General features: G+C 56.8%; 5 protein-coding genes. 2 read left to right on the top strand and 3 right to left on the bottom strand.

All coding sequences use genetic code 11. From position 1 onward, the window contains the following. Nucleotides 1–73 precede the first annotated feature (73 nt). On the top strand, nucleotides 74–5,470 hold the full coding sequence (locus K5K89_RS16495; RefSeq protein ID WP_222539814.1) for a hypothetical protein: 5,397 nt from the start codon (nucleotides 74–76) through the stop codon (nucleotides 5,468–5,470). Between the two features lie 102 nt (nucleotides 5,471–5,572). On the opposite strand, the gene K5K89_RS16490 is transcribed toward K5K89_RS16495, so the two are convergent. From K5K89_RS16490 to mexE, 3 genes are read right to left on the bottom strand one after another with little or no spacing between them, the layout of a single operon-like run. Beyond that, the gene (locus tag K5K89_RS16490; protein WP_071488417.1) at nucleotides 5,573–6,988 is read right to left on the bottom strand and encodes an efflux transporter outer membrane subunit; all 1,416 of its coding nucleotides are present in this window, start codon (nucleotides 6,986–6,988) and stop codon (nucleotides 5,573–5,575) included. Beyond that, nucleotides 6,985–10,164 (bottom strand): efflux RND transporter permease subunit, encoded by a 3,180-nt coding sequence (locus K5K89_RS16485; RefSeq protein ID WP_071488416.1) that lies wholly within the window; start codon nucleotides 10,162–10,164, stop codon nucleotides 6,985–6,987. The genes K5K89_RS16490 and K5K89_RS16485 overlap by 4 nt, the downstream gene beginning before the upstream one ends. Nucleotides 10,165–10,179: 15 nt before the next feature. Then, nucleotides 10,180–11,421 (bottom strand): multidrug efflux RND transporter periplasmic adaptor subunit MexE, encoded by a 1,242-nt coding sequence (gene mexE, locus K5K89_RS16480; protein ID WP_071488457.1) that lies wholly within the window; start codon nucleotides 11,419–11,421, stop codon nucleotides 10,180–10,182. A gap of 455 nt (nucleotides 11,422–11,876) precedes the next feature. Between mexE and K5K89_RS16475 the strand changes: the two genes are divergently transcribed. Beyond that, complete coding sequence (locus K5K89_RS16475) at nucleotides 11,877–14,903, top strand: TcdA/TcdB catalytic glycosyltransferase domain-containing protein (RefSeq protein WP_222539813.1); 3,027 nt, start codon at nucleotides 11,877–11,879, stop codon at nucleotides 14,901–14,903. Nucleotides 14,904–14,929: the final 26 nt, after the last annotated feature.

The following is a 14,929-nucleotide window of genomic DNA, read 5'->3' as shown; positions in this document are numbered from 1 at the left end:
CGACTTATCCGATAGGAGCCGAGCGCTCAATCCGCAACTCTCAGGCAACTTTCCTCGCTGAAGAGTCTGTCAGATGCCGCTGTCGATAACCTCTCAATCTCTCACTGCCTGTGAATCAGGATCGGGTAACGCTGCCGTGGCGCAGTTGCCAGTGACTACGAATGCAATACCTCGCAAGGAAAGCGAAGCGCTCGGCAACGAGTTGAACCAGTTACGCACTCAGATAAAACGTGAGTCCGACGCCTATCAACACCATATGTTACGGGCGGCATACGAAGATGTTCGCCCACGGCCGCTCAGCACCCGCCAGAAAATCAAGGACCTGTGGGTGAGCGTGCAAATGGCGGGGTCAGGGCACCAGCCGGGGCATACACCCAATCGGTCCCTGCAACAGGCGTGGAAGGCCAAGGAGCGGCTGGCCAGGTTGAACAACCGCTATATTCCCCTCGCCAAGGCTGAAGCGCTTGCGCAAATGGGCGAGCAACTGATGGACGCCGAGGACAGCCTGCGTGGGCTCACTGGCGATAAGGCCGCTGCGGTCAGCGTCCATGTCAATCGACTGAGAGAGCGTTTCGAGGCCGCCAAGTTTGCCTTCGCCATCGATGTCGGCGAAACCTTGGCAAAGGACACGGCGCCGCTACTGCCACTGTTCAACGTGCAGACCTATTTGGGATTACAGCAGGCCGGGCAGGGGATTCGGGATGCTGCTGATGGAATCAAGGGCATGTACAACAAACAGTGTGTGCGGCCCGACCTGCTGCAGGTCAAACAGACCCAGATGTACCATGAGGACGCGCTGCGGATGGCCGCAGTCGACCATGGTACTAATGTTGTCGATGATCTTCGGGAAAAACACGCAGCGGCCGCCCCAGCAGATAAACAATGGTTGGTGTCGTTCACTTCCCAAACCCGGCAGGTGCTGAACCGCATCGATGCCGCGTTGAGCCTGCCGGGTGCCGAAGGTGTCGAGTTGGAGGAAGTCAGAGTCCTGCTCAAAGACATGCTCGGCCAAGCCAGTCCGCCGACGTCGGGTCGTTACGCCACGGGCCCCAACGATGTCTACCGTGAAACCACAGGGCCTGTTGAGGAGCAAGGTTACACCCCAGAGATGCAACGCTTGGGCATTGCCTTGGGCAGTTGGTTGCTCGGCAATGGGGTTCTACTGACGCAACGCGTGGGCGATGCTATCGGAGAACATCCTGTGCTTGCGTTGGGGGTGCTTGCCGCCTATGGCGGCATCAGTACTTTTTATAGCAACTGGTTCCTGCCAGCTTCTCCAGGACTGGAAGATAACGAACGGCGGACGCATTCAAGCGATCGCTTGCCGATGCTGGACGCAGAGGTGGATATCGCACTCGAACAGGCACTGCCTGATCACCCGGATGTATTGATCGGGCAAGTGTTGCTGGATCAGTTGTACACAGGGAAGTCTCGCGCCCCTCGCAGTGTGGATGAAGGCAACCTTTCGGTTGCACGCACAGGCTCACTTGACGCAATGCTGAAGCATCGCGCCCATGGCGAAAACCAGACCAATAGTGAGCTTGTGCGAACCGCTGGAGGCATCGGTGCCGAGGTGGATGACACGATGCTGGCAGGGGCGATTACCACTGGATTGCAGCGCTTCGAACTTCAGCAAACCGAGCTTCAAGCGACGTATAAGAGAAAATTGGCCAATAGTCTGGAAGCGAACATTAAAGACTCCGTCGATTGGATGACCAACCTTTACGCCCCCATTTTGGACCCGTCTACTGCATTGGACGAAATCATCAATCAGCGTATCAAGGCATTTGAAAGACAGACGGGAGAGACCCTGAGTCTGCAACCTGACAGCAGGATTACCGTTTGGTACAAGGATAATCAGTCAGCTAACCCGAATCATCATCTGGTGTCCGCAGTAGAACGGAAAAAGTATTTCACTCTCAAGCAGGTCGTCACCGGCATTCACTTGAGCGATATAAGTCTGATGCGCGGACATCACGGTCAAGTCTATAAAGTTTCCCGAGTTTCCCATCAGCAGCTGGTCGACTTTATTGATAAAAAATTATTGAAGCGGACATTGGAAGCTAACCTCTCCGATTATAAAGCCCGGCCAGGCCTAGAGCAAAAATGGGTAGATTTCTATGATGGCAGGATCAAGAATGCTGCATTTAACTATCTCTCCAACACGTCCATTGAACATCCTGGTCATGTGTTGATGAGCCGATTTTTGAACGGAGAATTAAAGGCATCTGAGGTTGAGTTTCATGGCACGAAGGTCAGCGGTGTGTTTGCTGTCACTCACGGGCAGTCTGCGGTCATGTGCAGTGTGGATGACGACAACTGTTTTTACATCAGTGAAAAACGTAATACTTACTGGAAGTTCGGGGCGTCTTATACGGAGTTCATGCCTGTTTATCCAAACGATGAAAAATTCAACAGTTGGATCCGTATAAAACTGCCCATCATTGAGCAAGTCAAGGCTGCCAGGAATCCACAGGCGTTTGAGGTCACCCGAACAAAGATGTCAACAAACGTCCAAATAGGAATGGGCCGCAACGGTGGTCGGGTCAATATCAAACCCTTGACTTTTACGGCCCAGGAAAGCCCACAGCAACTGAGCGCCTCTTTGTTCAAGTCAAACATGGCCCGTGCCAAATCGGATATTGACACATTGATTTTTACCGATTGGGAGCACTTTTCGCTCGAAGCGCTGAATGCCCTCAACGAGATTCTGAAGGTCCAAGGCTTGTTATTAATGGTCGGCGCTCCCGGCACCGGCGCCGTATTGAAATCGATGATCTATGCCACTGGCCTGGGGTTGGCCAGCGCAGGCGCCCACGCATTGAAAGCTGAAATCAGCGACGATCCGACGGAGCGAGATACTGCCGAAAAGTCCGCTTGGGTTTCTCTTATTTCAACGGCTGTTTCACTCAGCATTCCTTTGGCGATTGGCGGAGCAAAAGGGGCATATACAGTGGCCTCGGCGGTCCATTATCACCGTTTTGCCAAGGAATACATTATTCGGCCTGACACGTTTCGCATAATAAAAGACGTGCTGGCAAGAAGGTACGGGACCAAGTTCAGCCCTGCCGCTTCTGCTCCCCACGCGCCGGCAAATACGGCTGCATTGCTCCCTAAAACTGCAGGCTCGCCACCTGCAACGGGCCAGGCTGTGGCATCAGGGGCGGCGCCAGGCGTCCAAGGGGTAGCAGGAAAATCAACGACCTGGAACAAAATGACCGATGCACAAAAGGTCAGTCACTTGTCGAATAAGTTAACGGCCTCCGGCATCGGCAAGAAGTTGATCGCGCGGACCAGTGAGCAGTCTGTCAGACAGTCGATTGCCAATAATCGGCGACAGGCTCTCACGACGGCGACAAATTGGAAGAGTGAACGTACTGAAATCAATCTTGCAAAAGCATTGCTTGAATCTGATTCAAAACGCGTCGATACCGTGGACCAGTTTATAAAACAACTGCACAAGCAGCCGCCGACCATTGAGACACGCGCCGTCAGTGGGCCACCTGTGCAGAGGGCAGCGGGGTGGATTGCGGCGTCCAGTAGCCCTTGGATACCGGAAGGGCGTTTGCAGCAGGTTATCGCTCAGTTTCAGCAGGCCGATTTGAGCAAGATCAGTGTGATTGATGATATTCACCGGGCAATTATCGGGACTTCCGAAGAAGCGGTTCGCCTCAGTGGAGACGCTGGTCAGCTGGGTTCTGATATCGCTCATGGTGCATTTGCACACCAACTGAAGAACTCGGGTGCTCCAACGGGATTGTCCCGAGCTGAATGGTTGTTCGGGTTGACCCAGAGTTTCCAACCCTATGCGACTAATAACGATCCATTGGCAAGGACACTCTATGCGTTGGCACATCTTCAGGATACCGACAACGGATTCAGTGCCCTCGTCAAAACCTCAGAATCACGCTTATCACCGCCTTCTATATCAGTTAAAAAGCCACCGGCCCGCGTACCTGCGGCGCCCACAAGCGCGTCTGATGTTGATACCCGAATCGAGCCCTTTCGACAGATTGAAGGCAGCCCTTCACGAGCACTACCCGTTGAGATGCATGGGTTCATGGAAACATTGCGCGCCAATCCCAAGCTGCACAATGCTTTCATGGCTCCCGCGGGACAGTGCGCAAGCGCCGCGGAAACGGTCGCCGAATTCATGCGTACAAATGGGTTTGAAAACATCAGGTTTCGAGGGATGCTGATCTGGAGTTCGCGCAACCCGGACGGTGTATTCAACCATTTTTTACCTGTAGGCGACTTCCAGGGCAAAACCTACGCGTTTGATCTGACGGCGCCACAGTTTGCCAATAAAGGCATGCCCTCGTTGACAGACCCGATGATTCTGCCGGAGCCGGCATTAATGCAGGCCTATCAGGCTGCTACGAACAAAGCACTGATCAAGTACAAGGACTTTTCCAACCTGCGTTCGGCAGAGGCAGCTTTTTCAGATTTTTCCGCACCCGGGCCTAAGCAGTTTATCGAGGGCGGCCACCTGCTCAGTTACGGCTGGAGCAAGCCAACCCTCGCGCAACCGAATGCAGCGTCCGGCCCTACGCCGCTGGACAAAGTGAGCACTCCCGTACGTGGGATTGCTCGCGTGCGCGCCCAGGATATTGCGAACAGTAAACCTGGTCTTCAACTACCCATATCCAGCCCTGCACCGGCCCCCCTTGCTATTGATAATCCAGGATTTCAGTTATTGGGTCCGAAAAGCTGGGGTTCACTGCCGGACAAGGACAAGATCGATTATCTGGTAAACCGACTGTTGCTAAGTGATGACGCCCGGGCGCTGATGGGTTCCACCGATAAAGCCACCGTTGTTCAATCCATTCGTAACAACTTGACGCTGGACGGTCTTGGCGTCCCGCGCCAGCGCTTTGCCTGGGGCGCGTTACAGAGCGAGGTAGGCCATGGTTTGCGTCGCCTGGCACAGGACCGTGCCCGCTTGGAGGCAACCAACGCCGCAGTGAGATCCCTGCTGGACAGCACCCCGGTGGTCCCTCGCGAGCTCAAACTGGGTAATCCCTACGAAAAGGCGGCGGAGTGGATTGTCGATACGAGTCGCTCCGATGGTCTAACGGCGGACGAGGTGCTGGGCGTGTTGTGGCGTAACCGAGACGTCGACCTGACTGACATTCACACGATTGATGAGATTCATGCACAGGTCTACAAACCCGGGCCGGGTGAGCCTTATCGTGACTTCCGCTCCAGCAGCGACCCTGTGTATATGGCGTCGGAGATCGGGCACGCGGGGTTCGTGAAGCTATTGCCTGAACTTGCTCAAAGCGCACAAGACGGCAAGTGGCTTCTGGCAGACGGCCTGTTCGCGGCAGCGGTCCGATTTCACCCCTATGGCGACGGCAATGGCAGGCTCGCGCGCGCGTTGTATGCATTGGCACAAATCAAAGCGGACGGACCGTTCTTCAAGGCATTGACACCTGAGGGGGAAAGCATTCTGAACCCGAGAATCTGATACAGCCCTTCACTGCTGCCCAGGCCAAAAAAAGCCCCGTGACCGAATGGACCACGGGGCAAAAAATTGGCTGGATGCGACCAACCAAAGGAGCTCTTTACCTCACTTGGCGCTGGCGACCACCGTGTCCGGCTGCCAGCCACCCCCCAGGGCCTTGTAGATCGCGACGATGCCGCGATACAGGTCCACTTCGGCCTGGGCCTGGGAATCTTCGGCGGCCAGGCGCTCGCGTTGCGCGTCCAGCAGCACCAGGAAGTCCACGGTGCCCTCGCGGTAGCGGATCGCAGCCAGGTCGGCGGCGGCGCGGCTGGATTCGCTTTGGCGGATCAGCGAAACCAGGCGTTGCTGACGCTTGCCGTAGTCGCTGAAGGCGTTCTCGGACTCTTCCAGGGCCAGCAGCACTTGCTGCTCGTAGGTCGCCAAGGCGCCATCTGCCTCGGCATCGGCGCCGCGCAAACGGGCGCGCACGCTGCCCAGGTCGAAGGCGGCCCAGGTGATGCTCGGGCCGAGGGCCCAGGCATTGGCGGCGGACGAGCCGATCTGGGAACCGCGCCCGGCGGTAAAACCGAGGAAGCCGCTGAGGCTGACCCGTGGGAACAGGTCGGCCTTGGCCACGCCGATACGCGCAGTGGCGGCGGCCAGTTTGCGTTCGGCACTGAGGATGTCCGGACGACGTTGCAACAGTTGCCCCGGATCGCCAATCGGCAAGGCCTTGGCAATCGCCGGCAGGTCTTTCGGGCTCAGGTCGACTGTCAATTTGTCGGGACGCTGGCCGAGGAGGGTAGCGATGCGGTTGCGCTCGCGCACTTGTTCGGCCTGCAGTTGCGGCACGCTGGCCTCAACCGCTGCGAGGCGGGCGTCGGCACGCTCCACGTCGAGCTGGTCGCCCACACCGGCATCGCGCAGGCTGACGGTGATGGCGCGCGATTCCTGCTGGTTCTTCAGGTTGTCCAAGGCAATGCGTTCACGCAGTTGCGCGCCACGCAGTTGGCCGTAGGCATCCACCAGTTCGGCGATCATGGTGACTTGCAGCTGGTACAAGTCAGCTTCGGCGGCCTGCTGGTCGGCGTCGGTGGCTTCCAGGTTGCGCTGGATGCGACCGAACAGGTCGAGTTCCCAGGCCATGTCCAGGCCGAGGTCGTAACGCTCACTGTTGACACGCTTGGTGGTCTGGCCCGGGATTTGACCCTTGGCCAGGTCACTGCTGGCGCGGCTGGTGATGGTCGGCATCGCATCATTGCTGGCGTCATCGCGGATCGCTCGGGCCGCCCGCAGGCGGGCAAAAGCGACGCGCAAATCACGGTTGCCTTGCAGTGATTGGGTCACCAACTGGTTGAGGGTCGGGTCTTCGAACTGCTGCCACCAAATGCCTTCGAACTTGGCGTGGTCATACTTTTTGGCGTCGGCAGCGGCCGTGATATTGGCCGCCTCCGGGGTCTGGGTTTTGTAGTCCGGGCCTACGGCACAGGCGCTCAGCGCCAGTACCAGCAGGCTCGGCAGGAATACGTTCACACTCATTGCTGTGTCTCCAGCTTCAAGGCCTTGGCCGCTTTGCGCGCTTCGCTGCGCTCCACAGAGCGACGGATCAGTACGTAGAACACTGGCGTCAGCAACAGACCGAAGAAGGTCACACCGATCATCCCGGAGAACACCGCCACGCCCATGGCATGACGCATCTCGGCACCGGCACCGCTGGACAACACCAGGGGTACCACACCCATGATGAAAGCGAACGAGGTCATCAGGATCGGCCGCAGACGCAGACGGCAGGCTTCCAGTACCGCAGCGAGCGGGTCGAGGCCTTCTGCCTGTTTGTCCTTGGCGAACTCGACGATGAGGATCGCGTTCTTGCACGCCAGGCCCACCAGTACGATCAAGCCGATCTGGGTGAAGATGTTGTTGTCGCCACCGGAGATGATCACCCCGGTAATCGCTGACAGCAGGGTCATCGGTACGATCAGGATCACCGCCAATGGCAGGCTCCAGCTTTCGTATTGGGCGGCCAGTACCAGGAACGCCAGCAGTACGCAGAGCGGGAACACGAACAGCGCGGTGTTGCCCGAGAGGATTTGCTGATAGGTCAGGTCGGTCCACTCGTAGGTCATGCCGTTGGGCAGTTCGTCTTTCAGCAGTTTCTCGATGGCCGCCTGAGCCTGACCCGAGCTGTAGCCCGGTGCAGCGTTGCCGTTGATTTCGGCGGTGATAAAGCCGTTGTAGTGCATCACGCGGTCCGGGCCCGAGGTGTCGCTGACCTTGATGAAGGTCGCCAGCGGGATCATTTCGCCTTTGTTATTGCGCACTTTCAGCTGGCCGATCTGGTCTTCATCGAGGCGGAACTGTTGCTCAGCCTGCACGTTGACCTGGTAGGTCCGGCCGAAGCGGTTGAAGTCGTTGGCATACAACGAACCCAGGTAGATCTGCAGGGTGTCGAAGATGTCGCTGATCGCCACGCCGTGGGTCTTGGCCTTTTCACGGTCGATGGCGGCATCGACCTGGGGCACGTTGACCGTGTAGCTGGTGAACAGGCCGAACAGCTCCGGCGTGGTACGGCTCTTGGTGATGATGTTCTGCACTTCTTTGTACAGCTCGTCGTAACCCAGGTTGCCCCGGTCTTCGATCTGCAGGCGGAAGCCGCCAATCGTACCCAGGCCCTGTACCGGCGGCGGTGGGAAGATTGCCATGTAGGCTTCCTGGATGCTGCTGTACTTGCCGTTCAAGGCACCGGCAATCGCGCCGGCGGACATGCTCGGGTCTTTACGCTCGTCGAACGGTTTCAAGGTCACGAACACAATGCCGCTGTTCGGGCTGTTGGTGAAACCGTTGATCGACAGGCCCGGGAAGGCCACGGCGGCTTCCACGCCCGGTTGTTTCAGGGCGATGTCGGACATGCGCTTGATCACGTCCTCGGTACGGTCCAGGCTCGCGGCGTCCGGCAGTTGGGCGAAGGCCACCAGGTATTGCTTGTCCTGCGCCGGTACGAAACCGGTTGGCGTGTGGGCAAAGCCCAGCCAGGTCAGGACCATCAGTCCGGCATACAGGAACAGCGCGATACCACTGCCACGGATCACCCGGCGTACGGTACCGACGTAGCCATGGCTGGCCTTGTCGAAGAAGCGGTTGAACGGTTTGAACAACCAGCCACCCAGCAACTTGTCGAGGAACTTGGAGAACCCATCCTTCGGCGCGTTATGGCTCTTGAGCAACACCGCCGCCAGGGCAGGGGACAAGGTCAGCGAGTTGAACGCCGAGATCACCGTCGAGATCGCAATGGTCAAGGCGAACTGTTTGTAGAACTGCCCGGTCAAGCCGCTGATGAATGCCGCGGGCACGAACACCGCACACAGCACCAACGCGGTGGCGATGATCGGGCCGGTCACTTCGCTCATGGCTTTTTCAGTGGCCGGGAAGGGGTCCAGGCCCAGCTCGATGTTCCGCTCGACGTTCTCCACCACCACGATGGCGTCGTCCACCACGATACCGATGGCCAGTACCAGGCCGAACAGCGACAGCGCGTTGAGCGAGAAACCGAACAGGTGCATTACCGCAAACGTACCGATCAACGATACCGGCACCGCCACCAGCGGAATGATCGAGGCGCGCCAGGTCTGCAGGAACAGGATCACCACCAGCACAACCAGGATCAGCGCTTCGAACAGGGTATGCACCACCGCTTCGATGGAGCCACGCACGAAGATGGTCGGGTCATAGACGATGCTGTAGTCCATGCCTTGCGGGAAGCTCTTTTTCAGCTCTTCCATCTTGCCGCGCACTTCGTTGGAGATCTCGATGGCGTTGGAGCCAGGGCGCTGGAAGATCGGGATGGCCACGGCCGGCTGGTTGTTGAGCAACGAGCGCAGGGCATATTGGCTGGAACCCAGCTCCACCCGAGCGATGTCTTTCAACCGCGTGATTTCACCGTTGGCGCCGGAGCGAATGATGATGTTCTCAAACTCTTCCTCGGTCACCAGGCGACCCTGGGTGTTCACCGACAACTGGAACGCGGTGGCGGTCGGCGCGGGTTGCGCACCCAGGGCACCGGCGGCCACTTGACGGTTCTGCTCACGGATCGCGGTCACTACATCGGTCGCAGTCAGGTTGCGCGAAGCGGTCTTGTTCGGGTCCAGCCATACGCGCAGGGAGTAGTCGCCCATGCCGAACAGCTGCACGTCACCCACACCGCCGAGGCGCGCCAACTCATCCTTCACGTTGAGCAAGGCGTAGTTGGACAGGTAGAGCATGTCGTAGCGCTGATCCGGGGAGGTCAAGTGCACCACCATGGTCAGGTCGGGGGAGGCCTTGTCCACGGTGATACCGATGCGCGTCACTTCCTCAGGCAGTTTCGGCTGAGTCCGGGTCACACGGTTTTGCACTTGCACCTGCGCGTTGTCCAGGTCGGTGCCCAGGGCGAAGGTGATGGTCAGGGTCAGCTTGCCGTCGGCGGTCGACTGTGAGGACATGTACAGCATGTTCTCGACGCCGGTGATCGCCTGCTCGAGAGGTGCTGCCACGGTTTCACCGATGACCTTGGGGTTGGCGCCCGGGAAGTTGGCGCGCACCACCACGGTCGGCGGCACCACTTCCGGGTATTCGCTGATCGGCAATTGGAACAGCGAGATCGCACCAGCGATCAGGATCAACAGTGAGAGCACCGCTGCGAAGATCGGCCGCGAAATGAAGAACTTGGAAAAATTCATCTTGAGTCGTTTCCCTTAACCGCGTGGAGCTGCAACGGCTGCGAGCTTGGGCGCGGTTTTTTCCGGCGCCACTTGCTCCAGGTTGCTGGCTTCAAGTGCTTGTCGTTGTTGGGCCAAGGCGGCGAGGGTTTCCTTGCTGGCCATCGGAATGGTTTCCGGGGCGACCGGCGACCCTGGGCGCACACGCTGCAGGCCCTTGACGATAATGGTGTCGTCCTTGTTCAGGCCACTGCGCACGATGCGCAAACCTTCGATCTTCGGCCCCAGTTCCACTGCGCGATAGGCCGGCTTGTCGCCTTCCATCACCAGCACGAACTTCTTGCCCAGGTCGGTGCCCACGGCTTCATCGTTGATCAGCACGGCAGAGTAGGTGCCGCTGCCGACCAGCTTCAGGCGGGCGTAGAGGCCAGGGGTGTATTCGCCCTTGCTGTTGTCGAACACGGCGCGACCACGGATGGTGCCGGTGGCCGGGTTGACCTGGTTGTCGACGAAGTTCATCTGGCCCAGGTGCGGGTTACCGGTCTCGTTGGACAGGCCCAGGTAAACCGGAGTGGTCGCACCGCGACGGCCTTGGCGGGCCAGCTCGGTGTATTTGAGGAACACCCGCTCATCGGCGTCGAAGTAGGCGTAGACCTTGTCGGTGGAAACCACGCTGGTCAGCGCGGTGACGTCGGCGGTCACCAGGTTGCCGGCGGTGATTTCGGCACGGCTGACGCGGCCGCTGATCGGCGAAGTCACGCGGGTGAAGCTCAGGTTCAGCTTGGCCAGGTCCAGCTGCGCCTGGATCCCGGCGACGGCGGCGCGGGCTTCCTGGGCGGCGGTGGTGCGCGAGTCGGCCAGTTCGGCGGAGATCGCATTGCTCTGGCGCAGGCGTTCGCCACGTTGCGCTTCGTTATCGCTGCGGGTCGCGGCAGCTTTGGTTTGGGCAAGCTGGGCTTCAAGGCGACGCACTTCGGCCTGGAACGGACGCGGGTCGATCTGGAACAGCAGGTCGCCTTTCTTCACCAGCGCGCCTTCGGTGAAGGCCACCTGGTCGATCTGGCCGGACACGCGCGGACGGATCTGTACGGTTTCCGGGGCTTCCAGGCGACCGGTGAATTCATCCCACTCGTTGACCGGTTGTTCCAGCACCTTGGCCACGCTGACTTTGGCAGCTGGCATGGCGGCCGCTTGTTCCGGGGTTTTACCGCACGCGCTCATCACCACTACCGCCAAAATGGCCAAGGGGAAGCGCAAATGTTTGAGTGACTGTTCCATGAGGTGCATCCGCCAATGTATTTGAGATGGGCGGATCATGCGCGGCGCTGTGCTATGTCACGAATCGAATGAAGCAAAGGTAACTATCATTCGGAATGATATAAGCGCGAGATTAGCCCTCTAGCATGGGGGTTTCGTTAGGGGGCTATCAATAGGCGTGATGACAAAGGTCTTTTGCGTGGTCTGTAAGGACAGGCGACCTTCAGGTGCGCTCAGTGCCCTTGATGCCTGCCTCAGCTCGTACAAAGGTGCGGAAAATGTGATTCCAAGCAAAGGTCGAGCCGGTCCCTGCTGTTTTTCGCCTTTGATATGTATTCCTACATTTGCGTTTGGAACCAGCAAATATCGAACTCCACGAAAGGAGTCGCACTGCCAGGAAACATCGAGGGCTGTGCAGGCAACCGATCAGATCGGTTGAATACCAGGACCTTTAAGGAAGAAGCTCAGGAGAGACTATGCATTCATTTTTGAACGCCGCATTGGTTACATCGCAGCCGCCATTCAACCCCCCCACTCAAGCGTCGAACGACAAACAGATTGCCAATCAGGGAATATCGGGCACTCGAAGCACTGATTCACGGTCCGACTCTCCGACTATCGGCGTGGCTTCTTTGCTTGACCCTGCCGAGATTATCGCTGGAACTGCCGCTACAGGTGCGCCGCGAGCAGACCTTTCCCTCGATCAAAGAAGGCGGCTTGTCCAGAACTATACCCATCGAATCAAGACGCAGATAAACAATATCGAGACTGGTTCTGAAGGTGAAAGAAATGTCAGGTATCAACACCTCAAACCTTTCTTGACACCGGCAGGTTATTTCAGCGGTGCTTTGTTGGCGGCAGGTTGCGACCCCCATCAAAAAGTAACGGTCACCCTGAAAACGTACACGGGCATGGGAAAACCGGAGCATCTGAGCAGCGCCGAAAAGAGAACCTATTTTGCTTGGGAGTTGGCCGCCGGTGCCCTTGAGCACGATAGAGTTGAGCGCGGTGGTCCCGTGAACTTCAGTTTTTTGCACATCGAGCCGGCAGATGAAGAACATGTAGAGGCCCTTGAGTCACTCGGGAAAGTGCTGCAAGCCAGTTGGGAGGCCGATGTCGCCAAGCCTATGCGCGACGAATCAGGTACTAGAGCCCAGCGTGCCGGGAAGGCGGATGCTTATGCCTTGCAGAGTATCTTAAACAGCCTGATGAGCGATAAGGCGCAGGGCGGGAAGTTAAGCGCTGAGGCCAAAGAAGCGGTGCGTCGAACAGTGCAGGAGAATGGACAGGTCATTGTTCCCAATATCTACGGCTACCCATTGTCCGGGTATGCTTTTATTGCTTACACGCCCTATGAGGGCAATTTTGAACATCGACCCAACAAGGGGTTGATGATTGATCTGGAACATGGAAAAGCACATGAAATCCAGGGCGATGACGATTTTGCACAATGGGCTAAACAAAATCGAGATGACCTCAATCGCAGCTTCAATGCACGTGATAAGCAAGGGGGCATAGATGTTCATTGGCCGCGTGCAAGTGATGTGCTGGATACATTGATTGCGGGTGGTGGGGCGACCTATGAAGGTTATAAGAGTCTGGTTGCTGACCAAGCGATTCCGGTGAGAGAGCTCTTTAACTATACGCGTGCACGACGCAGTGATTACCGGCTTAAGTTTGGACGGCTGAAGGGTAATAACGGTAAGGGGGTTGCCTCCAGATTCCAGGCTGTTAACGCAAACAATGCCCGATGGGCTGACCAGACTGAGGTTTTTGGTTCATCTCAACAGTCGTGGAAAGAGGCCAAAGATTTCTGGGGTAACACGTTCGGTTATGTACCGTTGGTCGGCAATACGGGGAATATCGTTTTTGGTATTCATGACGGAATTTATGGGAAAACTGCCAGCGATCGCGTTCAGGGCAATGCTGTGGCCGTTATATCAGGCTTGCAGTTGATACACGAGGTGGCTCAAGGCATGACGGATGCGAATGTTGCACTGCAAGAAGGCCTGGAACGTTACTCCGTTGGCAAACATTACCGCTGGGACTATGACGCGCAAACAAAAGATCTTCAGTTTGTAAGTACGCCAGTGGTCATGAACGCGGAAAAACTCGAGCCCCCCGCACAATACCCTGGGATGCGAGAGATAATGTTTCGGGGCAGAAAGTACTTTGCTGCAGAACAACCTGATATGGCTGATGGGCTCAGCTATCATCTGAGAATCCCAGACCCCAAGGATCCCGCAAAATTGGTCAGTGGCGCTATTGTCGCTAATCCTGACGAGGCCGGTGCCTGGCGAAGAACCGGGGTAGAGGGGGGCGGACGAGGTGAAGTAGCCGGAAAGCTCGAGACGTCAACGGTATTCAGGGGAATCCATGAACACACTGCCACGCGCGCTATCAGCTATATGGCCGAAGTTGACGGTTATTGGAAATCCGTTGAGTTTGATCTGCAACATAATACCTGGAGACTCGCGAGCACCCATCGACTACTGAAATGGGAGGAGGGCAAAGGGTTCAAGTATGCGCAACCCGAAGCGTTCGCCGGGGTGACGGATGAACAACGTCTTGCTTCTCTAAAGCAATTTGGCATTGAGGAGTTACCCACCCTGCCTCGTATTGAGGCGGCTGCAGGTCAAGTCGAGATCCCTAAACAAATTCATCAAATATGGATGGGCGATGCCGAGAAGCTGATGGAAAGAGCTAAGGTGATTGAAAAAAATGCAGCGCTCGCAAAAGAGCAGGCTGGCTTTTCAACCACTGTACACGTGTTATTGGATGGCATGCATGCCAACGAACAGTTAGCCGTGTTAAAAGAGGCGATGCCATCAGCGACCATCATTGATATGCGTCAAGAGCCATTTTTCATTGAATTTCAGAAAACAAAGTTTCATGAGCCCTTTGCACTGCTTGCCCGCGAGGGCAGTGATCGTAACCTATCGGCCGCCAGCGATATACTGCGTTATCCGATGATGGAGCATTTTGGAGGCATTTATCTCGATACAGATGACGAACTCCTACCTGGTTTCGGTACGTCAGTCTATAAGGTTTCACCGGGTGACTTGCTATTGAATGACGTTGTCAATGAACCCATGCTGGGGATGAAGCTTGACTTTAACTCAAGCAATTTCGGCACGTTGAAAGGTAACCCCTTGTTGAAAAAGATCCAGGAAGAAGGCTGGGCCCGTTATCAGGAGAATCCCGGTTTCTTTAAAGGTCGCCCACACGGAGCTATAACAGAAGCGCAGATCGACGACATGACCCAGTACATGACGGAGGAATCAAGAGTTTTTGGTCCAGGTCTTTTAAATGATGTGGTGCGCAAAGAGCATCCAAAATATCAAAGATATATATCAGCTTTTTCTTCGATCAATGACATAGCTGAAAAAGGAGTTGTGTTGTCAGTCGAACCTGTCGTGAAATGGATGGCCGAGGCAAATGCCCATTTTGCTCCGTTGGCAGAGCATATCAGTATTAATAGCGACCACACTTGGATTGAGTAACCCGATGCAGTCTGGGACAGGTCCTC

The organism is Pseudomonas sp. DR208 (assembly GCF_019823005.1).
In the GTDB taxonomy this organism is placed as follows: Bacteria; Pseudomonadota; Gammaproteobacteria; order Pseudomonadales; family Pseudomonadaceae; genus Aquipseudomonas; species Aquipseudomonas extremorientalis.
The sequence above is the reverse complement of the archived record's forward strand: the minus strand, read 5'-3'. Positions and strand labels throughout refer to the sequence as shown.

Bases quoted from the DNA above. Each gene is read 5' to 3' on its own strand.
- mexE (WP_071488457.1), bottom strand. From the start codon at position 11,421: ATGGAACAGTCACTCAAACATTTGCGCTTCCCCTTGGCCATTTTGGCG.
- K5K89_RS16475 (WP_222539813.1), top strand. From the start codon at position 11,877: ATGCATTCATTTTTGAACGCCGCATTGGTTACATCGCAGCCGCCATTC.
- K5K89_RS16485 (WP_071488416.1), bottom strand. From the start codon at position 10,164: ATGAATTTTTCCAAGTTCTTCATTTCGCGGCCGATCTTCGCAGCGGTG.
- K5K89_RS16490 (WP_071488417.1), bottom strand. From the start codon at position 6,988: ATGAGTGTGAACGTATTCCTGCCGAGCCTGCTGGTACTGGCGCTGAGC.
- K5K89_RS16495 (WP_222539814.1), top strand. From the start codon at position 74: ATGCCGCTGTCGATAACCTCTCAATCTCTCACTGCCTGTGAATCAGGA.